Annotated in this window: 28 protein-coding genes; 7 read left to right on the top strand and 21 right to left on the bottom strand. The window is 66.3% G+C overall.

Features of this window, described 5'->3' with window-relative positions; all coding sequences use genetic code 11:
• Positions 1 to 8: 8 nt before the first annotated feature.
• Entirely contained in the window at positions 9 to 1,397 is a 1,389-nt protein-coding gene (locus FK267_RS07650; protein ID WP_141406842.1) for a dipeptidase, read from the bottom strand.
• Between the two features lie 41 nt (positions 1,398 to 1,438).
• Here FK267_RS07650 and FK267_RS07645 point away from each other — a divergent pair, with 41 nt between their 5' ends.
• Positions 1,439 to 2,047 carry a DUF3043 domain-containing protein gene (locus tag FK267_RS07645; RefSeq protein ID WP_075379002.1) on the top strand — a complete coding sequence of 203 codons (609 nt, stop codon included), beginning with the start codon at positions 1,439 to 1,441 and terminating at the stop codon, positions 2,045 to 2,047.
• Between the two features lie 43 nt (positions 2,048 to 2,090).
• On the opposite strand, the gene FK267_RS07640 is transcribed toward FK267_RS07645, so the two are convergent.
• Positions 2,091 to 3,146 carry a quinone-dependent dihydroorotate dehydrogenase gene (locus FK267_RS07640; RefSeq protein WP_004564709.1) on the bottom strand — a complete coding sequence of 352 codons (1,056 nt, stop codon included), beginning with the start codon at positions 3,144 to 3,146 and terminating at the stop codon, positions 2,091 to 2,093.
• Positions 3,147 to 3,296: 150 nt separating this feature from the next.
• On the opposite strand from FK267_RS07640, the gene ypfJ reads away from it, so the two are divergent.
• From ypfJ to FK267_RS07625, 3 genes are all read left to right on the top strand, one after another.
• Positions 3,297 to 4,205 (top strand): KPN_02809 family neutral zinc metallopeptidase, encoded by a 909-nt coding sequence (gene ypfJ, locus FK267_RS07635; RefSeq protein ID WP_004564708.1) that lies wholly within the window; start codon positions 3,297 to 3,299, stop codon positions 4,203 to 4,205.
• Positions 4,206 to 4,397: 192 nt separating this feature from the next.
• Positions 4,398 to 4,907, top strand: a complete 510-nt coding sequence (locus FK267_RS07630; protein ID WP_141406841.1) for a flavodoxin family protein — start codon at positions 4,398 to 4,400, stop codon at positions 4,905 to 4,907.
• A 58-nt stretch (positions 4,908 to 4,965) separates the two neighbouring features.
• A complete protein-coding gene (locus FK267_RS07625) occupies positions 4,966 to 5,325 on the top strand; it encodes a hypothetical protein (RefSeq protein WP_141406840.1) in 360 nt (119 codons plus the stop codon).
• A gap of 96 nt (positions 5,326 to 5,421) precedes the next feature.
• Here the strand turns inward: FK267_RS07625 and FK267_RS07620 are convergent, their stop codons facing one another.
• The 5 genes from FK267_RS07620 to FK267_RS07600 all read right to left on the bottom strand — a co-directional run bounded on the left by FK267_RS07620 (position 5,422) and on the right by FK267_RS07600 (position 9,220).
• Complete coding sequence (locus FK267_RS07620) at positions 5,422 to 6,948, bottom strand: polyamine aminopropyltransferase (protein WP_141406839.1); 1,527 nt, start codon at positions 6,946 to 6,948, stop codon at positions 5,422 to 5,424.
• Positions 6,949 to 6,958: 10 nt separating this feature from the next.
• Entirely contained in the window at positions 6,959 to 7,204 is a 246-nt protein-coding gene (locus tag FK267_RS07615) for a DUF350 domain-containing protein (protein ID WP_075378997.1), read from the bottom strand.
• Between the two features lie 52 nt (positions 7,205 to 7,256).
• Positions 7,257 to 8,015 (bottom strand): hypothetical protein, encoded by a 759-nt coding sequence (locus FK267_RS07610; protein WP_141406838.1) that lies wholly within the window; start codon positions 8,013 to 8,015, stop codon positions 7,257 to 7,259.
• Entirely contained in the window at positions 8,012 to 8,359 is a 348-nt protein-coding gene (locus tag FK267_RS07605) for an S-adenosylmethionine decarboxylase family protein (RefSeq protein ID WP_141406837.1), read from the bottom strand. The genes FK267_RS07610 and FK267_RS07605 overlap by 4 nt, the downstream gene beginning before the upstream one ends.
• A 111-nt stretch (positions 8,360 to 8,470) precedes the next feature.
• Positions 8,471 to 9,220 carry a hypothetical protein gene (locus FK267_RS07600; protein ID WP_141406836.1) on the bottom strand — a complete coding sequence of 250 codons (750 nt, stop codon included), beginning with the start codon at positions 9,218 to 9,220 and terminating at the stop codon, positions 8,471 to 8,473.
• Positions 9,221 to 9,410: 190 nt separating this feature from the next.
• Here FK267_RS07600 and FK267_RS07595 point away from each other — a divergent pair, with 190 nt between their 5' ends.
• Together FK267_RS07595 and FK267_RS07590 are read left to right on the top strand one after the other, a co-directional pair.
• Positions 9,411 to 10,250, top strand: coding sequence for a MerR family transcriptional regulator (locus FK267_RS07595; protein ID WP_141406835.1), 840 nt, complete (start codon positions 9,411 to 9,413; stop codon positions 10,248 to 10,250).
• 74 nt (positions 10,251 to 10,324) lie between these two features.
• Positions 10,325 to 10,720: a DUF488 domain-containing protein gene (locus FK267_RS07590; RefSeq protein WP_141406834.1), complete on the top strand. Its 396-nt coding sequence runs from the start codon at positions 10,325 to 10,327 to the stop codon at positions 10,718 to 10,720.
• A gap of 28 nt (positions 10,721 to 10,748) precedes the next feature.
• Here FK267_RS07590 and FK267_RS07585 read toward each other — a convergent pair whose 3' ends face one another.
• From FK267_RS07585 to FK267_RS07535, 11 genes are all read right to left on the bottom strand, one after another.
• Positions 10,749 to 11,144 carry a metal-sulfur cluster assembly factor gene (locus tag FK267_RS07585; RefSeq protein WP_004564698.1) on the bottom strand — a complete coding sequence of 132 codons (396 nt, stop codon included), beginning with the start codon at positions 11,142 to 11,144 and terminating at the stop codon, positions 10,749 to 10,751.
• Between the two features lie 51 nt (positions 11,145 to 11,195).
• Positions 11,196 to 11,672 (bottom strand): Fe-S cluster assembly sulfur transfer protein SufU, encoded by a 477-nt coding sequence (gene sufU, locus FK267_RS07580; RefSeq protein ID WP_009406112.1) that lies wholly within the window; start codon positions 11,670 to 11,672, stop codon positions 11,196 to 11,198.
• A 2-nt stretch (positions 11,673 to 11,674) separates the two neighbouring features.
• A complete protein-coding gene (locus FK267_RS07575; RefSeq protein ID WP_141406833.1) occupies positions 11,675 to 13,027 on the bottom strand; it encodes a SufS family cysteine desulfurase in 1,353 nt (450 codons plus the stop codon).
• A 161-nt stretch (positions 13,028 to 13,188) separates the two neighbouring features.
• On the bottom strand, positions 13,189 to 13,938 hold the full coding sequence (sufC, locus tag FK267_RS07570; RefSeq protein WP_004564695.1) for a Fe-S cluster assembly ATPase SufC: 750 nt from the start codon (positions 13,936 to 13,938) through the stop codon (positions 13,189 to 13,191).
• Between the two features lie 68 nt (positions 13,939 to 14,006).
• A complete protein-coding gene (sufD, locus tag FK267_RS07565; protein WP_141406832.1) occupies positions 14,007 to 15,266 on the bottom strand; it encodes a Fe-S cluster assembly protein SufD in 1,260 nt (419 codons plus the stop codon).
• A 92-nt stretch (positions 15,267 to 15,358) separates the two neighbouring features.
• Complete coding sequence (gene sufB, locus FK267_RS07560) at positions 15,359 to 16,798, bottom strand: Fe-S cluster assembly protein SufB (protein ID WP_004564693.1); 1,440 nt, start codon at positions 16,796 to 16,798, stop codon at positions 15,359 to 15,361.
• Positions 16,795 to 17,529, bottom strand: coding sequence for a helix-turn-helix transcriptional regulator (locus FK267_RS07555; protein WP_009747484.1), 735 nt, complete (start codon positions 17,527 to 17,529; stop codon positions 16,795 to 16,797). Before FK267_RS07555 ends, sufB begins: the two co-directional genes overlap by 4 nt.
• Before the next feature lie 413 nt (positions 17,530 to 17,942).
• Positions 17,943 to 18,863, bottom strand: a complete 921-nt coding sequence (locus tag FK267_RS07550) for a glycoside hydrolase family protein (protein ID WP_141406831.1) — start codon at positions 18,861 to 18,863, stop codon at positions 17,943 to 17,945.
• A 20-nt stretch (positions 18,864 to 18,883) separates the two neighbouring features.
• Positions 18,884 to 20,056, bottom strand: coding sequence for a glycoside hydrolase family 32 protein (locus FK267_RS07545; RefSeq protein WP_232622566.1), 1,173 nt, complete (start codon positions 20,054 to 20,056; stop codon positions 18,884 to 18,886).
• Positions 20,057 to 20,351: 295 nt separating this feature from the next.
• Positions 20,352 to 21,323 carry a carbohydrate ABC transporter permease gene (locus FK267_RS07540; RefSeq protein ID WP_232622565.1) on the bottom strand — a complete coding sequence of 324 codons (972 nt, stop codon included), beginning with the start codon at positions 21,321 to 21,323 and terminating at the stop codon, positions 20,352 to 20,354.
• A gap of 1 nt (position 21,324) precedes the next feature.
• On the bottom strand, positions 21,325 to 22,167 hold the full coding sequence (locus FK267_RS07535) for a carbohydrate ABC transporter permease (protein ID WP_232622564.1): 843 nt from the start codon (positions 22,165 to 22,167) through the stop codon (positions 21,325 to 21,327).
• Between FK267_RS07535 and FK267_RS13645 the strand changes: the two genes are divergently transcribed.
• Positions 22,166 to 22,303: a hypothetical protein gene (locus tag FK267_RS13645; protein WP_232211259.1), complete on the top strand. Its 138-nt coding sequence runs from the start codon at positions 22,166 to 22,168 to the stop codon at positions 22,301 to 22,303. The genes FK267_RS07535 and FK267_RS13645 overlap by 2 nt on opposite strands.
• A 57-nt stretch (positions 22,304 to 22,360) precedes the next feature.
• Here the strand turns inward: FK267_RS13645 and FK267_RS07530 are convergent, their stop codons facing one another.
• The 3 genes from FK267_RS07530 to FK267_RS07520 all read right to left on the bottom strand — a co-directional run bounded on the left by FK267_RS07530 (position 22,361) and on the right by FK267_RS07520 (position 25,721).
• Positions 22,361 to 23,635 (bottom strand): extracellular solute-binding protein, encoded by a 1,275-nt coding sequence (locus tag FK267_RS07530; protein WP_249039342.1) that lies wholly within the window; start codon positions 23,633 to 23,635, stop codon positions 22,361 to 22,363.
• Positions 23,636 to 23,735: 100 nt separating this feature from the next.
• Positions 23,736 to 24,800 (bottom strand): LacI family DNA-binding transcriptional regulator, encoded by a 1,065-nt coding sequence (locus FK267_RS07525; RefSeq protein ID WP_249039341.1) that lies wholly within the window; start codon positions 24,798 to 24,800, stop codon positions 23,736 to 23,738.
• A 216-nt stretch (positions 24,801 to 25,016) separates the two neighbouring features.
• Positions 25,017 to 25,721: an NUDIX domain-containing protein gene (locus FK267_RS07520; protein ID WP_075378988.1), complete on the bottom strand. Its 705-nt coding sequence runs from the start codon at positions 25,719 to 25,721 to the stop codon at positions 25,017 to 25,019.
• Positions 25,722 to 25,761: the final 40 nt, after the last annotated feature.

Genomic DNA, 25,761 nt, shown 5'->3' with positions numbered 1-25,761 from the left:
ACTGGCCGTCATGAGCCGATGGCGCCGCTCAGACGGGCCAGGAGGAGGGCCTCGGCAACCACGATGCGCTCGAGCTCGCCCAGGTGCATGGACTCGTTCTCGCTGTGGGCGCGAGTATCGGGGTCCTCGATCCCGGTAACGAGTACCTGGGCACCCGGGAAGGTCTCCTTGAGGGTGGCGATGAAGGGGATGGAGCCGCCCTGTCCGATATTGACGGCCTCGGTATCCCAGGCGGTGGACAGGGCCCAGTGAGCGGCCTCGGAGGCGGGCGTGACTTCGGAGCCGTCGAAGGCCGGCCCGGCTTCACGGCCGGTGACGGTCAGCCGGCCCCCGAAGGGCACGTGCTTCTCCAGGTGGGCGACCAGGGCCTCCTGGGCCGCGGCCGGATCCTGCCCAGGAGCGATGCGCAGCGAAAGCCGGGCCGTGCACGAGGGGGTCAGGACGTTGCCGGCCAGCTCCAGGGGCGTGACGTCCATGCCGATGAGCGTCAGCGAGGGCTTGGTCCACAGCCGGGCAGTGAGGTCACCGGTGCCGGAGAGCTCGACGCCGTCGAGAATGCCGGCGTCGGCGCGGAAGTCGGCCTCCGGGTAATCGGGGAAGTCGGCGTCGGCCTGGGACCGGCTGACCAGTCCGGCCACGGCGACGTCACCGGCGTCGTCGTGGCAGGAGGCGATCAGTCGGCACATGGCGGTGGCGGCATCCAGCACGGGGCCGCCGTACATGCCGGAGTGAAGCGCGTGGTCGAGCATGTCGAGACGGACGTCAACCTGGACGACGCCGCGCAGCGAGGTGGTCAGGGACGGGATGCCGACCTTCCAGTTGGAGGAGTCGGCCACGACGATGACGTCGGAGGCCAGGCGGTCGCGGTGAGTGGTCAGAAAGTTCTCGAAGGAGGGGCTGCCTACCTCCTCCTCACCCTCAATGAAGACCGTCACGGAGCAGGGCAGCTCGCCGTCGGCCAGGGAAGCCAGGATGCGCAGGGCGTGGGCGTGGGTGATGACGCCGGCCTTGTCGTCAGCGGTTCCGCGTCCGAACAGCCGCTCCCCGCGCCGCTCGGCGGTGAAGGGGTCGGCCTGGTCCCAGCCGGTCGGGTCGCCGACGGGCTGGACGTCGTGGTGGGAGTAGAGCAGGACGTGCGGGCTGCCCTGGGGGCCGGCCTTGTGGGCCAGGACGGCGGGCCGACCGGGGGTGCCGTCAGGGGCGGGCACCGAGAGGATCTCGGCATCCAGACCGCTGTCGCGCAGGAGCGCGGCCACGGCCTCGGCGGAGCGCTGGACCTCGGACTGGTCGTGGCTGGAGGCGGAGACCGAGGGAATCGCGACCAGATCCGTCAGGTCGGAGACGACGGTGGGCATGGAGGTGTGCACGGCGGTGCGCACGGCATCAACGGTGATCATGGTTTTCAGGGTATCGCGCCGCTGCCGCTAGTCTTGGCACCGTGAGCCTGTTCAAGAAGCGCAGCCAGACCCCTGAGCCGGAGCCCGTGGCCGAGCCCTCCCCCAAGCCCGGAGGCAAGGGACGCCCCACGCCCCGGCGTAAGGACCAGCAGGCCAAGAACCTGCACCCCGTGGTCCCCAAGGACCGTGCGGCCGCCAAGCGGGAGGCGCGAGCGGCCCGTGACGCCGCCTGGAAGCGCCAGAACGAGGCCATGGTCACCGGTGAGGAGAAGTACCTTCCCTCCCGTGAGAAGGGGCCGATCAAGCGCTACATCCGCGACTTCGTTGATGCGCGCTTCAACCTGGGCGAGTACTTCATGCCCCTCATCTTTGTCCTGCTCATCATCTCCTTCGGGTTCAGCCGCATCCTGCCCCACTACCCGCTCGTCAGCTTCTACACAGTGCTGGCGATGAACGGATACCTGCTTCTGGCGATCGCCGACGCCGTCTGGTGCTGGGCGCGCCTGCGTCGCCGCCTCATCGCGAAGTTCGGTCAGGAGAAGGTCAAGGACGAGGGGACGATCCTTTTCTACGTCATGTCGCGCTGCTTCATGCTGCGGCGCTGGCGCCGTCCCGCCGCCCTGGTCAGTCGGGGCCAGTACCCCTCCTGATCCGCTCCGGGGCAGCTGTGGGGCGGCGCCGGTCGCCCGGGGCTCAGGCAGTCGCCCGGGCGGCGGAGCCCGTGGCCAGAGCCCGGTTGATGCGCCCCGGCCAGGCGGGACCGTTGTAGATGAAGGCCGTGTAGGCCTGAAGCAGGTCCGCACCCGCGTCGAGCATGAGCTCGGCGTCCATGACGGAGGAGATGCCTCCGACGCCGATGATCGTGGGCTCCTGCCCCAGCCCGCGGCGCAGGCGGCGCACGACCTCCAGGGCGCGGGGCAGAAGTGGGGCGCCGGACAGGCCGCCCTCCCCCAGGTCGTGGTCGATGGTCGTGTTGGTGGCCACCACCCCGTCGAGGCCCATGTCCAGGACCATCTGCGCAACAGCGTCGATGTCCTCGTCAGCCAGGTCCGGGGCGATCTTGACCAGGAGCGGGACGTGCCGCCTGGCGGCGCGGTCGGCGGCCTCGCGCACCGCCTCGAGGATCGGTCGCAGCGTCTCAACGCTCTGCAGGCTGCGCAGCCCGGGGGTGTTGGGGCTGGAGACGTTGACAACGAGGTAGTCGACCCAGCGGGCCACTGCCGCGGCCGAGTAGCGGTAGTCCTCCACCGCCTCCTCAAGCGGGGTCACCTTGGTCTTGCCGATGTTCGCGCCGACGACGATGGATCGCCCTCGAGGGGTGCGGCGCAGTGCCCGCAGGCGCTTGGCGGCCTCATCCGCCCCGGAGTTGTTGAAGCCCATGCGGTTGCGCACGGCGCGCATCTGCGGGTAGCGCCACATGCGGGGCTTGTCGTTGCCGCCCTGGGGGTGGGCGGTGAAGGTGCCGACCTCGATGAAGCCGAAGCCGAGCATGTCCAGGCCCTCGACGGCCTGTCCCTCCTTGTCCATGCCCGCTGCGAGCCCCAGGATGCCGGGCACGGGTCGGGCGAAGGGGCCGCCCTGGTTGGCCGAGGGCACGGGGAAGACCGGCCTGCGCCCCCACATCTGGCGCACTACGTCCCTGACGAGGGGAACCTTGCCGGTGATCTCGATCGCGTCCAGGCACACGTCGTGGATCAGCTCGGGGTCGATACGGGTCAGCACGGTCTTGTACAGCAGGTCGTAGAGCACGGCATCAGGCTACCCCGACCAGGCCTTCCAGGGACTGTGCAGGGTCCCGCCGTTATTCTCCTCGGTGTCCCCGCTTCGCGCCGGTGACGGTGTCACGGTAGCGTGGGCTTCGTCCGAGCCTCATTGCAGGCGTGTTCTCAGAGGTGGCCAGTGTCCTTCAACCGCGATATCCAGCTCGACCCCAACCGGGTCCAGACCCGTTCCGGCGGAGGTCGGGGCGCCGTGATCGGTGGCGGCTCCATCCTGACCGTCATCGCCGTCGTCCTCATCTCCCAGCTCACGGGAGTGGACCTGACCTCCATGCTGGGAGCGCAGCAGCAGACCGGGACGACGACGTCGACGGCCTCATCGATCGACACCTCCGTCTGCACCAGCGGGGACAGTGCCAACAAGTACACCCAGTGCCGCATGGTGGCCACCGCGGAGTCCCTCGACGCGGTGTGGACCGAGCAGCTGCCGGCCCAGGCGGGGCTCAAGTACGCCAAGCCCGAGTTCGTCCTGTGGGACGGCACCCAGATCTCCTCGGCCTGCGGCAACGCCTCCTCGGCGGTCGGTCCCTTCTACTGCTCAGGGGACCGGACGGTCTACTTGGACATGAGCTTCTTCTCCGAGATGGAGCGCTCCCTGGGGGCCGCTGACACGCCCCTGGCGGAGGAGTACATCGTGGCCCACGAGTTCGGCCACCACATCCAGCACCTGACCGGGCAGATGGCCAAGGCCGACCGCTCGGGCAGCGGTGCGACGTCGGACTCGGTGCGACTGGAGCTTCAGGCGGACTGCTACGCGGGGATCTGGGTCAACCACGCCTCCTCCACCCCCGACCCGGACACCGGCAAGCCCTTCCTCAATCGTCCCAGCAGTGAGGAGATCAAGGGCGCGCTGGGCGCGGCCGAGGCCGTGGGCGATGACCACATCCAGGAGCGGGCCAAGGGGCACGTCGACTCCGACACGTGGACCCACGGATCCTCCGAGCAGCGTGTGCGCTGGTTCACCACCGGGATGAACTCCGGCTCAGTGCAGGCCTGCAACACCTTCGCCGTCGACGCCTCCCAGCTCTGAGACACGCCGGGGCGACGCCGTTCGTCGCCCCGGATCGTCCTTCCTCCCCACCGATCCTCTCGGTCTGACGGGGCCCGCTGCCTTGAGAGCGGCGGGCCCCGTTTGCGTGCGACGTGGCGTCACACCCGACAGTGGACTCGTGACCCCGCGCTACCCAGCGACATCACCGGTACCACCCCTCAGGAGGACACCATGACCAGGGCGCTCATCATTGTCGAGTCCTGCTTCGGCAACACCCGAGCCATCGCTGATTCCGTTGCCGCTGGGCTGATCGATGGCGGAGTCGACGCTCAGGTCGTCGACGTCGATGAGGCTCCAAGCTGCCTGCCCGCAGACCTGGATCTGCTCATCCTGGGAGCCCCCACCCACAACCGGGGCCTGCCGACGGCGGCCACACGGGCCAAGGCCTGTGCGCAGGCGGGACCAGGCAAGGCATCCCACGGGATCGGTGGGTGGCTGGAGACCACGGTGATCCCGGCATCCACCACCGCTGCCGCCTTTGACACGGTCATCTCCAAGGGCTGGCTCAGCGGTTCAGCGGCCAAGGCGATCGCCAAGGCGCTGCAGCGTCATCAGGGCAGGAGGACGGCCTCGGTCAGAAGCTTCGTGGTCACGGCGAGCAAGGGTCCGCTGACCACCGGCCAGGAGACCGACGCCCACAGCTGGGGACGCGAGCTCGCGGCTTCGGCGAAGACCGGATAGCGACAGGCGCCGCCGCGACAACGACTGCACATCGCATCATCGGAAGGAAAGCAACAACATGACAGCAACGAATCAGGACAAGTCGGCCCGGCAGCAGCTGAGCGGACGAAGCATCGCCGGAGCGTGCCTGGCCGTCTGTGGTCTCCTCGTCATCATCTGGGGAGCGACACTCGAGTCGGTCAGCGTCACTGACCCAGGCTTCATGTCCTTCGCCGTCAGCAGCCTGGTGATCGTCGCAGCCGGGGGATGCCTGGCGACAGCCCTTCCTCGCGCTGCTCGTGTCACACTCATCTGGCTGGCAACACTGGCGGCAATGCACTATCTGTTCATCATCGGCATGGCAGTCATCATGTCCCTCATGAGCTGCGTGATGATCGGCGGAATCGCCGCCTGGCTGTCCATCAGAATCTTGAGATGAGGTGAGGCGGCCGCCGCGATGCGGCAACAGGGTGACGGCGAAGTCGCTTCGGGACGATTCAGACCGAACCGGCTTCGCCGTCTCTTCCCAGGCGGTTCAGTAGTAGCGCCACTGCCGCATGTCTTGGTTGTAGACCTCGACGATCCGCGGATGCAGGAGGGTGGAGGGCTCCATGAACTCGGTGCGGGCCGGCTTGGTTCGCATGATGAACTCCAGGGTCTTCCGGTCCTGGTAAGTCAGGCCTTCGGGCAGCGGCTGGCTGATGAGGTTCTGCGGCGTCCTGGTGGACAGCACGAAGCCCCACTCCCCGAAGGAGGGGACATTGGTGGAGAAGGGCAGGATCTGTCGATCCGGCTGAGCGGCGGCGACGGTGCTGGCCACTGTGGAGAAGGCGTGGGGTGAGAAGAAGGTGGAGGTGGCCTGGGTGACCATGACGCCCTCGGGTGCCAGCCGCGCCTCGATGTTCCGATAGAACTCGGTGGAGTAGAGCTTGGCGAGTTTCTCGTTGGAGGGGTCGACCAGGTCGATGAGAGCGACGTCGTAGGTCGCTTTGGAGTTCTGGACGTAGGTGAAGGCGTCGTCGTTGACGACCTTGACCCTGGGGTCGGACAGGGAGGCGTGGTTGAGGTCCTTGAGCAGGCGGTTATTCCGTGCCAGCTCGGTGACGTCAGGGTCGATGTCTACGATGGTGACGTCCGTGACGCTGGGGTAGCGCAGGATCTCCCGGGCCAGCAGGCCGTCGCCGCCGCCGAGCACGAGCACGTGGGCGGGTTCCTTCACCGAGGTCATGGCACTGGCGGACAGGGTCTCGTGGTACCTGGCCTCGTCCAGGCTGGAGAACTGGAGCTGGCCGTTGAGGTACAGGCGCAGGTCGTCCTGGTACTGGGTAAGGACGACCTTCTGGTAGGCGGTCTGCTGGTAGTAGACGATCGGGTCGTTGTAGGTCAGCGCCTCCACGCTGCGCTCGATGCGGTTGGCGGCTGCGAACATGCCGACCAGTGCCACGACGGCGGCGGTGGCCGCCCACAGGATCTTGCGCGGTGTGCGCACCTGGAGCAGGACGAGCAGTGCCACCAGCACGTTGAGGGCCCCTACCAGGTAGGCCCCGCGCATGAGGCCGAGCTGCGGGAGGAGCACCAGGGGGAAGACCAGGGAGGCCACCAGTGAGCCGAAGTAGTCGATGGCCATGACCTTGCCGAGCAGCTCGCTGGTCGAGCGGCGCCCGAAGGCGGCGAAGGTCCGCACCAGCAGCGGGATCTCCAGGCCGATGAGGATGCCGATGGTCAGGCTGATGCCGCCGAAGACGACCCAGTGCAGGCGGGTGCGCCCAAAGGCCAGGTACAGCAGGAGGACGGAGTTGCCACCGATGAGGCCCAGGAGCACCTCGCTGACACCGAAGACGACTGCCGGCGCTGCACGGAAGCGGTTGACCAGCAGCGAGCCGATGCCCATGCCGAACAGGGTGATACCGGTGGCCAGACTGAAGCTGAGCACGGAGTCGCCCAGGAGATAGGAGGCGGCCGTGCCCAGGATGAGCTCGTAGATGAGCCCGCCGATCGCGGCGAGCAGCGCCGCAGTGAACAGGGCGACGTTCTCCCGTCGCCCGATTCGGCCGTGGGTCATGGTGTGCGGCTCAGCTCAGGATGGTGGCGGCGATGATGATGGCGATGGCCAGCGCCGTGCCGGCGAAGGCGACCCCCAGGCCGATGTTCTGGTCCTCGATGAGCTCACGTCTGAGGTCGAGGTGGAAGATGCGGTTGACGAGCAGCGCGAACACCATGAGCAGAACCACTCCGAGCACCGCGTAGACGACGGTGCTCAGCAGTGACTGCCAGTTGAGGTCGACCGATGAGTGGTGAGCGATGGTCATGAGCGACATGTCTTCTCCTTCGTGTGTGACCGTCGAGGGGATTGAGTCAGTGGGCTCCAGGTCATTTTCCGACGCCGCCGCCCCCACCGCCGTAGACCGAGCGGTTCCGGAAGGGGACGCCGCCTCCTGAGGGAAAGAAACCCTCATCGTCATCGATCAGCTCGGCAAGCACCAGAACGACGAACATCAGGACGATCCAGAACACGGGTGCCCAATCGCTTCTACTCGCCGCGGGGAACCACCGCCACAACCTTCGCACGAAACCGGGTATCCACCACGGCCGGGTCACGGGCCTACCGAAGACCTTGTACTGCTTCGAGGAGGACAGACCTGTTTCGCTGTAGATCTCTCGGGCATGGAGGCGATGCGCATCGACCACCATGGTGGAGATCGAGCCCTGCGCTTCCACCACGCGGAGCTCGGCACACGTCGTCGCGGTGAGAGCCCCCTGGGAATGATCGATGGCCCCGGTCTCGTGGTCGATCTCAGCACGGCGCACATTCGTGACCTCGACGGTGCACGGCCGGCCGCGGACTCTCAGCTTCCGGCTCCAACCGACCTCGAGGGTGAGCGGGTCAATCGCCGGCTGAACAGGAACCGGCTCGTGAAGTACCACCTTGTTGGTGTCTCGACGGATCTCCAGCCAGAGCTCTTTACCCTCGTCATCGATCAGGCGCCACTGCTCCCGCTTGACGAAGCGCCGGCTTCCCTGATCCCGTCGCTTCAGGACAACTCGTCCCATGACGGTGTAGGAGCGGCGCTTCTTCCTCAGGGAACCGCGAAGCGTCTCACCGACTCTCAGATCGCCTCTGACACTCACAGCGTGATCTCCGAGCTGGTCACCTGCTGGGCCCGCAGGCGCTTGCGCACCAGCTCCCCCACGGCCTCGATCTGGGCGGGGGTCAGTGTGCGACAGCTGGTGAGCGTCACGTAGCCGGTGCCGGACTCGGGCCAGGTGTGAGCGGCGATATGCGACTCGGACAGAATGATGACGGCGCTCAGTCCCTGGGGCTCGAAGCGGTGGTGAGCGCTGGAGACGGCTGTCAGTCCCGCCGTCTGGGCGGCGCCGAGGAGAATCGACTCCACGGTGGACAGGTCGTTAAGCGCATACGGCTCGGCGCCACTGATCTTGTAGCTGACAGAACACAGGCTCACCGCACTCACGCGAGCACGGTAGCAACGAGGCAGGCAGCCGACAAACGGGCTGAGGTCCCCATCCTCGCTCTCCCGCCGTCAACAACGCATGGTGGGAAGCCCACCACCGATGGGGCGGGCCTACTTACCGACTCCACCTCCGCCGCCTCCGTAGACCGGGCGGTGACGATAGCTCCGTGAGGAGCCCGAGTGCGAGGTGCTGGTGGGATCGGCGTCGCCATTGGAACGGCCAGGGTTGGAGCAGGCGGAGAACAGTCCGCCGACGAGCACGATACTGACGAGGGCGGCGACGACCGCGCATCCGATGTTCCGGCCGGTTCTTCCGGGGGCAGATCGGCGGTTGTACAGGACGCGCCCGAAGAGCTGCTTCTGCTGCGCAGTGGACAAGGAGGTCTTGCGGTATGCCAGGAGGTCACGGAAACGGTGGCTGTCGATGGTCAGTCTGCTGGTCACGCCGGCCGGGTCCGTCAGCCGCACCTCGGCGTAGGTCATGGTCTCGCCGATGTTGAGTGGGCACACCGGGGAACCGACGACATTCTCAAGGGTGCCGGTAGTCACCTCCTCGACCATGCCCCGGTGCAGGACGCCATTGATCGTCAGCGGCATCGTCTGGCCGACGGTCAGGGCCCACGGCTCGATCGTCTCCTGGAGACGAACGGGTTCGTAGAAGAGGACCTCGCCGGGATCGTGATCGATCTCGACCCAGGTGTCGGCGTTGCTGGCCCCAATGAGCTGCCACTCCTCCCAGTAGTAGAAGCAGTGGTCCTGGGAGTCCCATTCCTTGAAGAGTAGACAGCCTGTGACTGACAGGGCGCCTGCACTGCCCTGGAGCAGGTCGCCAACCTGCAGGTTGCCTCGCGTGCCGTTCACCAGGACCCTCCCGCCTGCGGAGAGCAAGACGGGGCGCCGCTGCCGCCGTCGGTACCTGATCCGCCTGTCATCACGCGGGCACAGTAGCAACGCGGGCATGCCCCGGCAAACGGATCGCACTCCCCATGATCCGGCCCCACTATGTGGATCCGAACGGCTCAGGATCCGGGTGCCGTGTGAGACTGTCCCCATGCGCGTTGCCGAGATCGCCGTGCTGACTGGGACAACCGTGCGCACGGTGCGCTACTACCACTCGCTGGGTCTGCTTCCAGTTCCCGGAGAACGGGGCGGCTGGCGCGACTACGACCTGAGCCACGTCGCCCGGCTCTCCCGGATCCGCTGGCTGGTCCAGGCCGGTGTGTCCCTGGAGACCATCAGGCGCGTTCTCGACGAGCCTGAGACGACCGACGTCGAGCAACCCGACGACGCGCCCGCAGCCGAAACGGTTGAAGCCCGCGCGGCGGCAGGCTCCGTGGTCGAGGACCTGGCCGGGGCACTGGCCGCCGTGGAGGATCACCTGGCCGAGGTCGCCAGGCAGAGGGACATGCTCGCCGGCCTGCTGGAGCGAGCCAAAGCCGGTTCGACGGTCTCACCGATGTCCCCTCGTATGGCGGCCTTCTTCGACCGGCTGGAGCAGGCCGCTGCCGATGAGGCCACCCGCTGCGCCGTGCGCAAGGAGCGGGACCTGACCGACCTGGCCTGCTATCGCGGCCAGATGCCGCCGGAGGCGGAGTTCCTCTTCGTGGACCCGGATCCTGACTACGACGCCGAGTCACTGGCTCTTTACTCCCAGGATCCGGCCGAGCTGTCAGAGGCGCAGATCGAGCAGCGCGCCCAGGTCATGGTCTCCCGGATGGAGGCCCGGCTGCCGCCTGAGCGTCTTGCAGCCCTGGCCAGCAGCGTCGACAGCGATGCGGTCCGGGGGCTCTTCGGCCTCATCGGAGCCACGGGTTACCCCGATGCGCGGCTCACCCGGGCCTTGGAACGGGAGTTCCTCACCGCGATCGACCGATGGCGCCTGAGTCGGTGAGCGCCGCTCGCACGCCCGGTTCACTGCGAGCCGATGGGACCGCACCGACGGATGGGGCGAGTAGCGTCGCTGGTATGAGTCAACGCCTTCCTTCATCTGACAACGTGGTTCTCAAAGGCATCCGTGAGGAGCCCAGTGCCGAGGACGGAGCACGGGTCCTGGTGGACCGGCTCTGGCCCCGTGGCGTGTCCAAGGAGCGCGCCGCTCTCGACGAGTGGGCCAAGGACGCCACCCCCACCACCGAGCTGCGGCGGGCCTTCCACAGCGGGGACCTGCCCTGGCCCCAGTTCGTCGAGGCCTACCGGGCCGAGCTCACCGAGAGGCCCGAGGCGGTCGCCGCCGTCGAGCACCTGCGTCACGAGGCCCTGACGGGGCGCGTGACGCTCCTGTTCGCCGGCCACGACCACGTCCACTGCCACGCGCGTGTCCTGCGCGAGGCGGTCCTCGGTGTCGAAGAGGACCTGACCTGACGGCGGCCTCGAAGGAGACGAAGGAAACTCAGACGTTGAAGCCCAGGGCGCGCAGCTGCTCGCGGCCCTCAGGGGTGATCTTGTCCGGCCCCCACGGCGGCAGCCACACCCACTGGATGCGGACCTTGTCGGCAATGAGGGACAGGGCCTGCTGGGCCTGCTCCTCAATGACGTCAGTGAGGGGGCACGCGGCGGTGGTCAGGGTCATGTCGAGCACGACGGTGCCGTCGGGCTCGATCGATACCCCGTAGAGCAGGCCGAGGTCGACGACGTTGATACCGAGCTCGGGGTCGATGACGTCGCGCAGGGCCTCCTCGACGGCGGCGACGTCGACGCCCTCGGTGCTGGCGACGGGGGCTGGCGGCTGCTGGGCAGCCATGGGGTTGTCGGCGGCTGCCGGCATCCCGCTGGGGTTGTCACTCATGGCTTCTTCCTTCTTCCTCACGGGTCGGACAGTGGTGTCAGGACAGTTGATCTACTCGGCGCCGTTCGGCTCAACGGTGGGCAGGGCGACGCCGGACTTGGCCAGGGCGTCCTTGAGGGCCATCCACCCCAGCAGGGCGCACTTGACGCGGTTGGGGTACTTCGAGACGCCCTCGAAGGCGGCCCCGTCCTCCAGGTCATCCAGGACGGCGTCGTCGACGCCCTTGCCGCGCGAGTGCATGAGGGTATCGAAGTCCGCCTCGAGGCGGGCCACGGTGGCCAGGTCGGCGCCGTTGACGAGGTCGTGCATGACGGAGATGGAGGCCTGGGAGATGGAGCAGCCGTCCCCCTCCCAGCCGATGGCCTCGATCTTGCCGTCCTTGACGCGCACCCCCAGGGTCACGTCGTCACCACAGGTGGGGTTGACCTGGTGGCTGGTGGCGTCCGGGGCGTCGAGGGCGCCGGAGCCGTGGCGCTCGCGGGAGTGGTCGAGGATGACTTGCTGGTAGAGCTGGTCGAGTTCGTTCATGCTCACCTCTGGAAGTAGCGCCGGACGTCGGCGATGGCGGACAGGAAGCGGTCCACCTCCTCGGGAGTGGAGCAGGCCCCGAAGGACAGGCGCGAGGAGGCGTGGATGCCGAAGTGCTGGTGGATGGGCTGGGCGCAGTGGTGGCCGGTGCGCACGGCGACGCCGGCGGCGTCGAGGACCTGGCCGACGTCGTGGGGGTGGACTCCCTCGATGGAGAAGGCGACCACGCCCAGGCGGTCGGTGGTATCGGTCGGGCCGACCAGGCGCAGCCCGGGGGCCTGGGCCAGGCCCCCGAGCACCTGCTGGGTCAGGGCCTGCTCGGTGGCGTGGAGCCGGTCCAGGCCGATCCGGGCCAGGTACTCCACGGCAGTGCGCCATCCCGCGGCCTGCGCCAGTGGCTGGCTGCCGGCCTCGAAACGGGGCGGGCCGCTCATGAAGGTCGACGACTCCATGGTGACGATCTCAATCATGGAGCCGCCGGTGAGCACCGGTGGCATCGCAGCCAGGAGCTCCTCGGTGGCCACGAGCGCGCCGATGCCGGTGGGGCCGAGCATCTTGTGGCTGGAGAGCACCATGGCGTCCACGCCCGCGGTCTTCAGGGCGCCGAAGTCCAACGGGAGGTGAGCAGCGGACTGGCAGGTGTCCAGGACAACGAGCGCACCGACCTGCTGGGCGCGCGGGAGGATGAGGTCGAGTGGGCTGATCGCACCGGTGACGTTGGAGGCGTGAGTCAGGGCCAGGACGCGGGTGCGCTCGGTGATGACGTCCAGGGTGGCGGCATCGATACGCCCGTCCTCGGTCAGGTCCAGCCAGCGCAGGGTGGCGCCGGTGCGGGCGCACAGCTCCTGCCAGGGCACGAGGTTGGCGTGGTGCTCAGCGCGGGTGACGACCACCTCGTCGCCCTCTCCGATGATGAGGCGCCGAGCCGGGTCATCGGCCGCGGCGGGCCCTCCGCCGCGGGCCGCCGACCGGCCCTGGCTGGCGTGCCCGATGGCCAGAGCCACGAGGTTGATGGCCTCGGTGGCGTTCTTGGTGAAGACGAGCTCACTACCGCGCGCCCCGACGAAGGCGGCGACGGCGTCGCGGGCGTCCTCAAAGGTGGCGGTGGCCTCGTCGGCGAGCTGGTAGGTCGAGCGCCCCGCCGCGCCGTTGGACATGCGGTAGAACTCGGCCTCCGTGGCGATGACGCCGGCGGGTTTCTGGCTCGTGGCCGCCCAGTCCAGGTAGGCCAGTGCCTGACCGTTGCGGGCGGCCCGCTCCAGGTAGGGGAAGTCGGCGCGGATCGCGGCGACCTCCTCCGCGTTGAGCGCGCCGGTCGAAGGCGCCCCGGTGAGTGGGGCCGTGGACTGAGTCATGACGTGCCTTTCCGATTCGGTGCGGGGCGGTTCTGGGCATGGTCGCCGACGGCGGGGCCTGAGGTCATGAGGAACCTTAGTCCCCCTGCCTCAGCGCCGGGGCCGGCGACGGCGCCTTGTTGCGCGGCGCGCCGTCGTCGGCCCCGGCACGGTGAGGACTGTCAGGCCAGGTAGCGGTCGTAGCCCTCTTCCTCGAGGCGGTCGGCCAGGTCGGGGCCGCCGGCCTCGGCCACGCGCCCGTCGACGAAGACGTGGACGTGGTCGGGCTTGATGTAGCGCAGGATGCGCGTGTAGTGGGTGATGAGGAGGAAGCCGGCGTCGGTCTCGTCGTGGAGGCGGTTGACGCCCTCGGAGACGATGCGCAGGGCGTCAACGTCCAGGCCGGAGTCGGTCTCGTCCAGGACGGCGAAGCGGGGACGGAGCAGCTCCATCTGGAGGATTTCGAAGCGCTTCTTCTCACCGCCGGAGAAGCCGGCGTTGACGTCGCGCTGGGAGAAGGCGGGGTCCATCCGCAGGTTCTTCATGGCCTGGTTGACCTCGCCGACCCACTGGCGCACCTTGGGGGCCTGGCCGTCGATGGCGGTCTTGGCCGTGCGCAGGAAGTTGGCCACGGTGACGCCGGGGACCTCGACGGGGTACTGCATGGCCAGGAAGAGGCCGGCGCGGGCGCGCTCGTCCACGCTCATCTCCAGCAGGTCGACGCCGTCGAGGAGGACCTCGCCGTCGGTGACCTCGTAGTCGGGGTGCCCGGCGATGGAGTAGGCCAGGGTGGACTTGCCTGAGCCGTTGGGGCCCATGATGGCGTGGACCTGGTTGGAGTCGATGGTCAGGTCGACGCCCTTGAGGATGGGCTTGGGGCCGTCGTTGGTGGCGACCTGGACGTGGAGGTTCTTGATCTGCAGAGTGCTCATGCGACGTTTCTTTCAGCTGGGTTGTGGTCTGGTTGCGGGTGGGCGGACCGTCGTGCGGGTCCGGCCTGTCACTCGGCTGCCGGCTCGGCGGCGGGGTCCTGGTCGGTGCGGGCGGTGATGAGTCCGGTGAGCTCGAGCTCCTTCTCGATGGCGGCCATGAGGCGCTCCTCGACCTCATCGACACCGATCTCGGCGACGATCTCGTTGAAGAAGCCCAGGACGACGAGGCGACGGGCCTCGGTCTCGGGGATGCCGCGGGCACGCAGGTAGAACAGCTGCTGGTCGTCGAAGCGGCCGGTGGCGCTGGCGTGGCCGGCCCCCTCGATGTTGCCGTTCTCGATCTCCAGGTTCGGCACGGAGTCGGCCTTGGCCCCCTCGGTGAGGACCAGGTTGCGGTTGAGCTCGTAGGTGTCGGTGCCACGGGCGGCCTGGCCGATGAGGCAGTCCCCCACCCACACGGCGTGCGCGCCCTCGCCCTGGAGGGCGCCCTTGTAGGTGACACGCGAGTAGCAGTGGGGCTCGGTGTGAGCCACGTAGGGGCGGTGCTCCTGGTGCTGACCGGCATCGGTGAAGTAGACGCCGTAGGCGTCGATGTGCCCGCCCTCGCCGGAGAAGCCCAGGTCGGGGCAGATGCGCACGTCTCCGCCGAGGCTGACGACGACGTGCTTGAGGACGCCGCGGTCACAGACCTTGACCCGGTGGTTGGAGGCATGGACGGCCCCGTCCTCCCAGCCCTGGACGGTCACCAGGGTGAGCTCGGCGCCGTCGGCGACCGTCACCTCGACACCCTGGGTCAGGGCGGCGATGCCGGTGTGGTCCAGGACGACGGTTCCCTTGGAACCGGCCTCGGCAGCGACGAGGATGTGCTGGGCGGTGGGGCGGGCGAGCTGTGCGTCCTGGCCGATGATGTTCAGTCGGGCGGCCCGCTCCAGCTGGGCGCCGGGCTCCAGCGTGAGCACCGTGGCGGTCTCTGTGCCGTTCCAGGCGGTGACGCCGGTGCGGTCGACCGGGGCACCCACGGTGCCGATGCGGGCATCGCTGCGCGCGACCGTCTCCAGGCTCACGCCGTCGGGCAGGTCCGTCTCGATACGGACACCGGCATCGCTCTGGCCGGCGGTGGCCGCGCGGATGGCGTCGAGGTCGAACAGCGGAGCGAAGCGCTTCATCGGCGTGAAGCGCCACTCCTCCTCACGGCCGCGCGGCACCGGGATGTCGGCGGGGTCGAAGGAGGTGGGGCGGTCGGCGCGCGAGGAGACGTAGCGCGGCCCGCCGTGGGAGTGGGCGCCGTCGAGCGTGGCGCTCGAGTGGTCGGTCGAGAGTTCAGGCATGTGGAGGTGCTCCTTGGCCGGTAGCAGGCCGGTGTGATGAGGTGTGGGTCGAAGGCTGAGTGGGCTGACGAGGGAGGATCCGCTGCGGTGGGTCAGCCCACCGAGTTCTCCATCTGCAGCTCGATGAGCCGGTTGAGCTCGAGGGCGTACTCCATGGGCAGCTCCCGGGCAATGGGCTCGACGAAGCCGCGCACGATCGTGGCCATGGCCTCGGTCTCGGTCAGCCCGCGCTGCATGAGGTAGAAGAGCTGGTCGGCGCTCACCTTGGAGACGGTCGCCTCGTGGCCCATCTCGACGTCGTCGGTGCGCACGTCGACATAGGGGTATGTGTCCGAGCGGGAGATCTCATCGACCAGGAGCGCGTCGCACAGCACGTTGGACTTGGAGTGCCGGGCGTTCTTCATGATCTGCACCAGTCCGCGGTAGGCGCTGCGGCCACCGTGGCGGGCGATCGACTTGGAGACGATGTGGCTGGAGGTGTGGGGCGCCATGTGGACCATCTTGGCGCCGGTGTCCTGGTGCTGGTCCGCGCCGGCGAAGGCGATGGACAGGGCCTCGCCGCGGGCGTGGGGGCCCATGAGGAAGACGGCCGGGTACTTCATGTTCCGCTTGGAGCCGATGTTGCCGTCGATCCACTCCATGGTGGCGCCCTCCTCGCAGGTAGCGCGCTGGGTCACCAGGTTGTAGACGTTGTTGGACCAGTTCTGGATGGTCGTGTAGCGCACGCGGGCGTTCTTCTTGACCACGATCTCCACGATCGCCGAGTGCAGGGAGTCGGTGGAGTAGATGGGGGCGGTGCAGCCCTCGACGTAGTGGACGTAGGAGTCCTCGTCGGCGATGATGAGCGTGCGCTCGAACTGGCCCATGTTCTCGGTGTTGATGCGGAAGTAGGCCTGGAGCGGGATCTCGACGTGGACGCCCTTGGGGACGTAGATGAAGGAGCCCCCGGACCACACGGCCGTGTTGAGGGCGGCGAACTTGTTGTCGCCGGCGGGCACCACGGTCCCGAAGTACTCCTTGACGAGCTCGGGGTACTCGCGCACGGCGGTGTCGGTGTCCACGAAGATGACGCCCTGCTCCTCCAGGTCACCGCGGATCTGGTGGTAGACGACCTCCGACTCGTACTGGGCGGCCACGCCGGCCACCAGGCGCTCGCGCTCGGCCTCGGGGATGCCGATGCGGTCGTAGGTGTTCTTGATGTCCTCGGGCAGGTCGTCCCAGGAGTTGGCCGGCCGGTCCGTGGAGCGCACGTAGTACTTGACGGCGTCCATGTCGAGCTGGGAGAGGTCCACGCCCCAGGTGGGCATGGGCTTGCGCTCGAAGGTGGAGTAGGCCTTGAGACGCTTGGCCAGCATCCACTCCGGCTCTCCCTTGATGGCGGAGATCTCGCGGACCACCTGCTCATCAAGGCCTCGCTTGGCCTTCTCACCGGCCTCGTCGGAGTCGTGCCAGCCGAAGTCGTAGCTCGTCGAGATCGAGTCGATGATCTCGTCGTCGGTGCTACGCGTGGTCTCGGTTGTCGGCAGTGTCATCGGGTTCCTTCCATTCGCTTGGTCTCAAGGCCTCGCGTCTTAGCCGCCGCCCGAACCGCGCGCTTGCGCAGCGCGGGCATGGCGATCGGAATGTGGGTGGTACAGACGTGCTCGCCTCCGGCCAGGGTGGCCAGACGCTGGACCGGGACGCCCACGAGCCGGGAGATGGCCTGGGTCTCGGCGTCGCACAGCTCGTGGAACTCCCCGGCCACGTCGCGCACCGGGCAGTTGCCCTGGCACAGCTGGACGGCGAAGGACCCGTCCCCGACGTCGCGCACCGAGGCCGCGTAGCCGTCGAGAGTCAGGGCGTCCGCCAGGGCGCGGGCCCTCTCCGAGGGGTCCTTGCCGGCCGCCTCGACGACGGTGGCGTAGCGGCGCTCGAGGTCGCGGCCCCTGGCCGCGGCGAAGGAGTCGACCGCCTTGTCACCGGCCACCTGGGACAGGTAGTGCAGGGCGCGGTTGGCCAGGTCGGAGTAGCCCTCCGCGAAGGAGGTGCGGGCCTTGGGCGTCAGGACGTAGTGCCGGGCCGGGCGACCGCGGCCGCGCTTGCCCGTCTGGGCCGGCGTGTGCACCTCGATCTGCTCAGCGTCCTCAAGGGCGGTGATGTGCCTGCGCACGGCGGCCGGCGTCAGGCTCAGGACCTTGGCGAGCTGCGCCGCCGACACCGGTCCCTTCTCAGCGATGAGGTCGAGAACGCGTGCCCGGGTAGAGTCGTCGTCACTCTGAGTCATGACGGTTCTCCTCCCCTAGTCGCTTCCGACGCCTCACGGCCTGCCCCGTTGCGGCCGGTTCGGCCTTGCCCTGGACCGGCTCCAGGCACTGACCTGCGAGGCGTCGCTGGTCGTTGTGCCACGAGTTTAACCAAGATCTTGCTTGCCGAATTCAACGCTGGCAAGTTCACGACGGAGCGTCGCAAGGTGGGATTGAACACGTCACCTAATCAAAGGTGAGCCTCACTTAGGAACACCTAACTAGTTGTCGAACGGGGCGCGCGGCCTCGCGCACCGTGAACTGCACCGTCACCCAAGGCCACCCACCCATCACCCGCCTAACCAACCTCCCCGATCAGTACAGCTAGTGACGAGCCCGGTCCTGGACCGGCACCTCGATCACCCGCCGTCCAGGCAACCGACGACGCAGCCTCCTAGTACCCACCTCTCGGGAGAAGCTCGACATCAGCCCATGGCAGAAGGTCCGGAACCGCACCGACGAACTCACCGTTGACGATGTCGTCGAAGCCCGTGAAGACCCACGCCCCGTCGCGCAGCTGAAGCAGCTGACCGGCGTAGAGGTGCTCTGGGCGCACGTACCTGGCGCCGTCGATATCCCAGGGCCCCAGCGCCCCCTCCCCCTCGGCGACCCACACCCCGCCCGGACCAGGTTCAGCCTTCATGTCGTCACCGCAGGAGAAGACGAGGAGATGACGGTCGTCAACGCTCCGGCTCTGGGAAACCTCCAGCTGACCGAAGACCGACGGGCTGGTCAGCGGCGGCCCGATCTGCCAGTGGTCCAGGTCATCGGAGACGGCATGACCGATGACGCCGGCACCATAGTGCTCAGCCCCCTTCGCCCTGGCGGTGATGAGCATGTGCCAGCGCCCGTCATGCCTGAAGACAAAGGGATCCCTCCAGTGCTCGGCGCCAGAGACGTCGGTTTCCCTCCTCTCGTACCACCTGGAGTCCGCCTCCAGAGGAACATCGCACGTGCGTTCAAACGTCACTCCGTCAGTGGAGTCAGCCCAGCCGATGCGCTGAACCAGCCCGTCCTCTGCTCGAGAGATACCGGTGTAGAAGACACGCATAGCACCGTCGGGCTTGACGATGGTGGAGCCGGTCCAGATGGCCTTGTCGTCGAACGCCGGCCCGTCGGAATGCACTAGGGCATCGGGCAAAAGTTGCCACGTACGTGCATCGCTGGAAACGGCGTGCCCCATGGAAGCACGGAAGTGCCGCCGCTCCGGGTCGTGTAACGCACGCGACGCCCGCAGGAAGAAGAGGTGATAACGATCGCCGTCGTCACAGATCCAGTGGTCCCACAGCCAGTGGTCATTCAGTGCGAGTGCCATGTGATCGGTCTCCTCAGGGGTCAGACGGTTCTAAGGGAGAGGTCGGAGAACACCGCGCTCCCGTTATCGGAGTAGAGGGCCAAGCCATGATCGCCGGCGGCGGGATAGACCTGGTTGGACAGAACGGTGTGGCCCGCATTGACGAAGACCTCGACACTATTGCGATCAACGACCACAGTGAGGTGCACATGACGGGCGGCGGGGTCGATAGGCGCCTCGGACTGCGTATACGGAGCGAAGGGCGCCGATATGCTCTCGCTCGGACCTCGGTCGACATAGACGCGGCCATTAAAGACGCCGACGTTGGTGTGCCGAGTTCCGTCTGAGCTGCGCAGGACTTCTATGCCTACGTTAGTTGCATTTGTCCAGGCAATGTCAGTGGTTAGAACGTAGGCCTCAGTTGTGACGTCGAGTACCCGGCGGCCGTTGACATTGACGTCGCCCAGGGACTTCTGCGAGAGGAGACTGGTCGCGAGCACAGGTTCGGGAGCGCTCAGCAGGCTGTACCAGCCGCCGGGCTGCCGACAGAGTCGGATTTCACGAACGACAGAGTACTGACAGTTGTACCCATCGGTGTCGAGAGTGGGAACGTGTCTGGCGGCGTACTTCCAGTTGTTCATCCAGGCGACAGCATGCCTCACGTTCTGGGGTGAGTCGGCACTTGGCCAAGTAACAGCCGCATACCAGTCATACCCATGATCGAGCCACTGCGGTCTGAGGTTGTCTGTCACGAACCGAGTTCCATCCCAGTTCCCTATCCAGTACGCGTAGGTGCCGAGCGATCCAGCTCCCCATCCGTCCATTGAGGCGCCGAGGACCCAGTGGCTGGTTCCGTCATCGGCAATGATGTGGAATAGGTCAGGGCACTCCATGCCTCCGAGATCGGTAGCCCCAGGTGTGAGGTAGTCGAAGTTGGAGGTCCACCGCCAGTGGTGTAGGTCAGTGGAGACGTAGAATGAGAGATACTTACGCCGACCGATGACGCACACCCATTGGCTGCGCACCTCGTCTCGGACAACCTTCGGGTCACGGAACCACCTGGCATTATCGATCTCCTCATCCGTAAATGCATTATCAGCATTCGGGTTCGGAATGACTGGTTCGGAGAGCATCGAAAAGCTGCGCCCGCCATCCGTTGACCAGTGAAGATACTGGGCCTGGCGAGTGAGGTCGCCGTGGGGCACGTGCGTCACGAGAGCGACGGCTGACAGCTGCGCTTGCAAACGTTGATGTTGCCATGCCACAGGCTGTTCCAGCGGCTGTGGCGACGACCACTCCGGCCGCCGTCCTCAATATGGTCCTTCGGCTAAAGCCGGGGTCTTCAGTGGTCACAGGTCTCTCCTTTGAGATCAAGGCTGAGATATTCAGACAGGCATGACCTGAGCAGCGGAGCCGCTACCGGACACGAAGGCAGTGGGCAGTGCACGCTTACGTAGCAGGGCCGAGATTGGAACACACCCCATGATCCGCTCGCTAAGCACCCCACCCTCAGCCTTTGACGGCGGTACCTGCCAACGACGCTACGAACGAGCGCTGGAACAGAACGAAAATGATAAGAACAGGCAGAGTGATGAGTGTGCCGTAAGCCATGATCTGCCCCCATACCGGGTTGAGTTGGAAGAAGTACTGCATACCGACACTCGCGGGCCGCATAGACTCCTCCTGGATGACCATGAGCGGCCACAGGTAGGAGTTCCACGCCGGCAGCATCGTGATGATGGCGACTGTAGCGAAGGTCGGACCAGACAGTGGCACGATGATTCGTGAATAGATCACCCACCAGGACGCGCCATCAACGCGGGCCGCCTCGTCGATCTCCTTGGGGATATCACCAAAGTGCTGGGCAAACAGGAAGATGGAGAGTGCATTGGCAACGAAGGGCAGAATCTGCACCTGATAAGTGTTGAGCATCCCCTGTTTGACAAGAAAACCGTCAACGACCCACTGCAGCGATGGCAACTTGGCGACCCAGTATACGAGCGGCACAGCGATGGTCTCGAAAGGAACCATGAGGGTGGCTAGGACAAGCGAGAGCACGATGTTCTTGCCCCTCCAGCGCATACGCGATATCGCAAATCCGATCATGGAGTTGACAATGAGGCCGAGTAATACTATCGCAACGGTCACGATAAGCGAGTTTGTGATAAACCGTACAGCCGGAACCCGCTCGAATACTCCGGAGTAGTTATCCAGTGATAGGTGACCGGTCGGAAGGAACGCCTTAAGGGAGCCGAGATCAGCGAAGATCTGGTGGTCTTCTTTGAAGGATGAGAAAACCATGAACAGCAGCGGGAACACAGCGACGCACGAGGCGACGACAAGGCCGACGTACGTCAGCACCCTGGATTTTTTCCTGGTGGCGGCGCGGCCATGGCGACGCAGGCTCCTTTCGGGAGCCTCGAGGGCATCGACGGCTGTAGTCTCAGGTACTGCATCGGTCCTAGTTGTCTCAGTGAGCATGTCAGTCCTTCTCCCTGGTGAGCCAGCGCTGGATGAGACTGATGAGCAGGACGGCAATGAAGAATATGAGTGAGATGGAGCTGCCGTACCCCATGTCCTGCTCACGGTATCCCCTGCGCACCGCGTGGTAGACGATTGTCGAGGTGGCATCTTGGGGACCTCCGGATGTCATAACGTCGACCTGGACGAACAGGCCCAGCGCAGCAATCGTGATGGTGACGAGGATGAAGACCATCGTCGAATGCAGCCCCGGCCATGTTATGTAGCGGAAGCGCTGCCAACCGTTGACGCCGTCGAGGTCAGCGGCCTCGTAGAGAACCGGGTCAATCATTTGCAGGCCGGAGAGCCAGATGATCATATGGAAACCGACCGCTTGCCAGATTGACAGCACGATAATGGCAGGCATCGCGGTGCCAGGGTGGTTGAGCCAGGCAATGGTGGACCACCCGCCGCCAGTGACGGTGTTGAGCATCGAGTTGAACAGGCCATTGTCCTGATAGAAGAAGCTCCACAGGATGGAGACCACAACCATGGAGGTCACCACGGGCATGAAGATCATTGTCCGGAAAGCAGTGACTCCCTTGACCTTCTGGTTGACAAGAATCGCCAGCGCTAGGGCAAGGATGGACTGGAAGGGCACGACAACGAGCGCGAACAAGACAGTATTCGCCAGAGACCGGGTGAAGGTCGGGTCGTCGGTGAACGCCCGTACGAAGTTCTCCATCCCGATGAACTGCGGAGGGTTGGGGGAGATGAGACGCGTATTCGTGAAGGACAGGATGAAGGTAAGCAGGATCGGAATGCCCATGAAAAGCAGGAGGAGCAGGAGGGCCGGCGAGCTCATGAGCCACGCCGTCCTAGCCTCTCTGCGCAATGCGGCGGTCCTGCCGCGGCGCCTCATGGTACTGGGGGCTGCCATATCGGTTCCCTTCCCGGCGGCGCACTCTTACGCGCACGCCGGATCGGTGCTGGTGGTGTAGGAAGGTGGAGCGGCTGTTGACCGGCCGCACGATCAGGTACTCAGTAGCGCACTTGGCCTACTTGGCCTTGTAGCCATCGTTCGACTTGATATCCGCGTTGATGTCCTTGACGGCCTGGTCAAGGGTCGACTTGACATCGGAACCGGAAACGATGTCCCGAGCGGCCTTGTCGAAAGTCGATGAGATGACCTTGTATCCGGGTGTCGCAGGACGCAGGAGGGCGTACTTTTTACCGATCTCGTAAACAGGTTCCAGCGGCTTGCCCTCGCCGTAGTACTTCGTCTTCGGGGTGGCCGACTCGATTGACGGGAAGTTGCCGATTGCGTCGGAGTACTGAACGAGGTACTTGTCCTGCATGAGGAACTCAATGAACTTGTTCGCAGCGTCGGCGTTCTTCGAGGAGGAGGACACACCCCACTGCCAGGAGCCGCCGCCTACGTGAGCACCCGCGCCGAAGTCGACAGGGGGGAGGATGAGGACCTCGTCCTCGCCGAAGGTCTCCTGGGCCTTGAGGACCTTCCATCCGCCGGCATAGACGAGCGGCACCTTGCCTTGAAGGAAGTCCTGGCCGTCCTTGGCCGGGGTCTGAGAGGCGTAGTTGGAGGTGAACAGCGAGCGGAACCAGGTGCCCCACTCGACGGCCTTGTCCCCGTTGAGGAAGCCCTCTGCGGTCTCATAGCTCTTGCGGTCAATGAGGTCGCCACCGAAGGACTGGAGCATGGGAGCGTAGGCGTAGGGCCACCACTCGGCGGTGTCCCACACCGACATGTCAATGGCGTAGCTGAAGCCGTCGAGTTTTGAGAGCTTGTCGAGGGCACCCATGAACTCGTCCTTCGTCCACGGCTTGTTGACCGTGGGGATGGTGACACCGGCTTTGTCGAAGGCCGACTTACGTCCAAGGAAGCACAGCGAGGTGTCGTAGGGGCCGACGGAGTAGAGCTTGTTGTTCCAGACCCCTTTAGCGGAGTCGATGATCTTTCCCTGGAGATCCTGCGAGATTGTCAGTGGCGAGAGGTATCCGGCCCAGGCCCAGTTGGACATGATCGGGCCGTCAAGGTCGAGGATGTCGGGCAGGTTGCCGGAGACTGCGGCTGAGGCAATGGCATCGTTGTAGGACTCCTGCGGGAAGGACTTCACCGTGACCGGGGTGTTGGGGTTCGCGGCGTTGAAGTCCTTGACCGCGCTGTTGACGACGTCGAGCTCCTCCTTGTTGCCTCCATTGTGGGTCCAGAGAGTCAGGCCGCCCGCCCCCTTTCCGGACTGAGAGGAGCATGCGGCAAGCGTGGTCAAGGCGGCGGCGCTGGCGCCAAGAAACATACGGCGGGTGGTCATCATGATGGCACTCCTTTGTGTATCAGCGTGAGTGGTGGGGAACTGACTCCACCCATCGGGCGGAGAGCTGGTGGGGCCGACCTCGTGTGCGGCGCCCGAGCTACGGCAGCGAGGTGGTGGGAGGCGCCGTGGAGGCTCGCTCGATGAGAGGGCAGGGGAAACGAGTGACGTCCGGGAGCTCGGCTGTACGGCCCGCTGCGAGCTCGCGAGTGAGCCACTCGGCCATCTCCCAGTGCGGCAGGCGCATCGTGGTGAGCCTGGGATCAAGGTTCGTAGAGATGAGCGCAAGGTCGTCGAAGCCGATAACAGAGAGGTCGTTGGGAATGGAGATCCCCAGGCGTACCGCCTGCCGGAAGACGCCGGCCGCCAGGGCGTCGTTGTAGCAGAAGACGGCGGTCGGACGATCAGGCCGGTCGAGGAGACGGCGGGCAGTGGCGTCGACGCTGTCGGGATCGAGTCCCCCGGTGACGAGGAGCGACTCGTCCACCGCCAGCCCGGCCTCTCGAAGGCTGTGGCGGTAGGAGTCGGAACGCTCACGCACAGCGATGCTCTCGGCGTCGTCGTGCCCAAGGTAGCCGATACGGCGGTGGCCGAGGTCGACGAGGTGGGCAACGGCATCGCTGGCGCCTTGACGCTCATCGGGAACGACACCAGGAACCCCAGGGCGGTCAGCAACGCCGTTGAGCACGACGACATCCTTGATCTGCTCAGGAACCGGAACAACGCGGTGATACATCGAGGCAATGACCACCTGGCCGACGCGCCGGGCGACCATTTCGCGGACTGCCTCCTTGGCGGCGACGCCGTCGTGTCCTGCGTCAGTGAGAAGGACGGACCACCCGAGGCTCTGGCTGGTGGACAGAACAGCGTCGATCATGGAGACGGCGTAGGGCGTGGACAGGACACGCTCGCCGATGACCCCGATCGTACGGGTTCGACCGTTGCGCATACCACCGGCAATGGCGTCACGGACGTAGCCGAGCTCGTCAGCGGCCATACGGACCCGCTCAGCCTTGCGCTCGCTCACGCGTCCCTCGAACTTGCCGGAGAGCACGAGGGAGGCCGCAGCCTTGGAGACACCAGCCGCGGCAGCGACATCGGCGAGAGTCGTCATCGTCTCCCCTCCCCTCTTCTGGTCGGGAGGCCCGGCATCGGTACCGGACACAGAGAGATCATGACTCAGAACACGCTCATGAGTCAACCGGTTAACCACATTGAGCCAAGTCGATTAATCGATTGACGTTCAAGGTGTTCTTCACCTGAGTCAGGCGGCCCTCGCTCGCCATGGCGGGCAGACTCGCCGAATCCTGGCCACTATCTTGCCCAGGAACGCCGGTCCGAAAGTGCTCCCACTGGTGACAGACAAGTACTTTGACTCGTCTTACAGGCTCTCCGGGCTGCGCAGCCAGGGGGCGTCAGCGGGACGCAGTCCCACCCAGCCGCGGGTGCGCGCCTGGGCCGTGGCCAGGACTCCGAGCACCGTGGAGGGGTTGTGCAGGCGGCCGCCCATGACGGCGTCGAGGGCCTCGTCCAGGCGGACCCAGGTGGGCACGAACTCGGCCTCCTCGTCCTCGCGGACGGTGCGCCGGTCCTCGGGCAGCAGGCTCAGGTCCTGGGCGAGGAAGATCCGGGCCCCCTCAGTGGTGAAGCCGGGCGAGGCGTAGAACTCGGCCAGCGTGTGCCAGGTGGCCGCCTCGTAGTCGGTCTCCTCGGCGAGCTCTCGGGCGGCGGCGACAGCCGGTTCCTCCCCCGCCACGTCGAGCAGTCCCGCGGGGATCTCCCACAGGCAGGCGCGCACGGGATGACGGTACTGGCGAATCATGAGGATCTCCGCGGCACCGTCGGCCTGGGAGGATGCCTCGCCCTCGCGCAGGGCGACGACGGCGACGGCGTCATGGTGGACGACGACCTGACGGGACACCGGCTCCTGACCGGGCCCCAGGCGCACCTGGTCGGCGTCGACGGCGAAGATCGGCCCGCTCCAGACCCGCTCGCTGGAGACCAGCTCCCGCCCAGGTTCGCGCGTGTCGGCGAGGCTGTTCTCCAATCCATCGCCACTGCGGGTGCTCGTCACCGGATGATCCACGATTGGCTCCTCATTCTCGCTGCCGGCGTCGTCGCTGCTG

Origin of the sequence: Actinomyces oris (assembly GCF_006546825.1) — a bacterium.
GTDB classification, from domain to species: Bacteria; Actinomycetota; Actinomycetes; order Actinomycetales; family Actinomycetaceae; genus Actinomyces; species Actinomyces oris.
Note: the sequence above shows the minus strand (reverse complement) of the source record. Positions and strands in the feature narration are given on the sequence as shown.

Bases quoted from the DNA above. Each gene is read 5' to 3' on its own strand.
- FK267_RS07650 (WP_141406842.1), bottom strand. From the start codon at position 1,397: ATGATCACCGTTGATGCCGTGCGCACCGCCGTGCACACCTCCATGCCC.
- FK267_RS07630 (WP_141406841.1), top strand. From the start codon at position 4,398: ATGACCAGGGCGCTCATCATTGTCGAGTCCTGCTTCGGCAACACCCGA.
- FK267_RS07625 (WP_141406840.1), top strand. From the start codon at position 4,966: ATGACAGCAACGAATCAGGACAAGTCGGCCCGGCAGCAGCTGAGCGGA.
- FK267_RS07620 (WP_141406839.1), bottom strand. From the start codon at position 6,948: ATGACCCACGGCCGAATCGGGCGACGGGAGAACGTCGCCCTGTTCACT.
- FK267_RS07615 (WP_075378997.1), bottom strand. From the start codon at position 7,204: ATGTCGCTCATGACCATCGCTCACCACTCATCGGTCGACCTCAACTGG.
- FK267_RS07595 (WP_141406835.1), top strand. From the start codon at position 9,411: ATGCGCGTTGCCGAGATCGCCGTGCTGACTGGGACAACCGTGCGCACG.
- FK267_RS07590 (WP_141406834.1), top strand. From the start codon at position 10,325: ATGAGTCAACGCCTTCCTTCATCTGACAACGTGGTTCTCAAAGGCATC.
- FK267_RS07585 (WP_004564698.1), bottom strand. From the start codon at position 11,144: ATGAGTGACAACCCCAGCGGGATGCCGGCAGCCGCCGACAACCCCATG.
- sufU (WP_009406112.1), bottom strand. From the start codon at position 11,672: ATGAACGAACTCGACCAGCTCTACCAGCAAGTCATCCTCGACCACTCC.
- FK267_RS07575 (WP_141406833.1), bottom strand. From the start codon at position 13,027: ATGACTCAGTCCACGGCCCCACTCACCGGGGCGCCTTCGACCGGCGCG.
- sufC (WP_004564695.1), bottom strand. From the start codon at position 13,938: ATGAGCACTCTGCAGATCAAGAACCTCCACGTCCAGGTCGCCACCAAC.
- sufD (WP_141406832.1), bottom strand. From the start codon at position 15,266: ATGCCTGAACTCTCGACCGACCACTCGAGCGCCACGCTCGACGGCGCC.
- sufB (WP_004564693.1), bottom strand. From the start codon at position 16,798: ATGACACTGCCGACAACCGAGACCACGCGTAGCACCGACGACGAGATC.
- FK267_RS07555 (WP_009747484.1), bottom strand. From the start codon at position 17,529: ATGACTCAGAGTGACGACGACTCTACCCGGGCACGCGTTCTCGACCTC.
- FK267_RS07550 (WP_141406831.1), bottom strand. From the start codon at position 18,863: ATGGCACTCGCACTGAATGACCACTGGCTGTGGGACCACTGGATCTGT.
- FK267_RS07540 (WP_232622565.1), bottom strand. From the start codon at position 21,323: ATGCTCACTGAGACAACTAGGACCGATGCAGTACCTGAGACTACAGCC.
- FK267_RS13645 (WP_232211259.1), top strand. From the start codon at position 22,166: ATGAGCCACGCCGTCCTAGCCTCTCTGCGCAATGCGGCGGTCCTGCCG.
- FK267_RS07535 (WP_232622564.1), bottom strand. From the start codon at position 22,167: ATGAGCTCGCCGGCCCTCCTGCTCCTCCTGCTTTTCATGGGCATTCCG.
- FK267_RS07530 (WP_249039342.1), bottom strand. From the start codon at position 23,635: ATGACCACCCGCCGTATGTTTCTTGGCGCCAGCGCCGCCGCCTTGACC.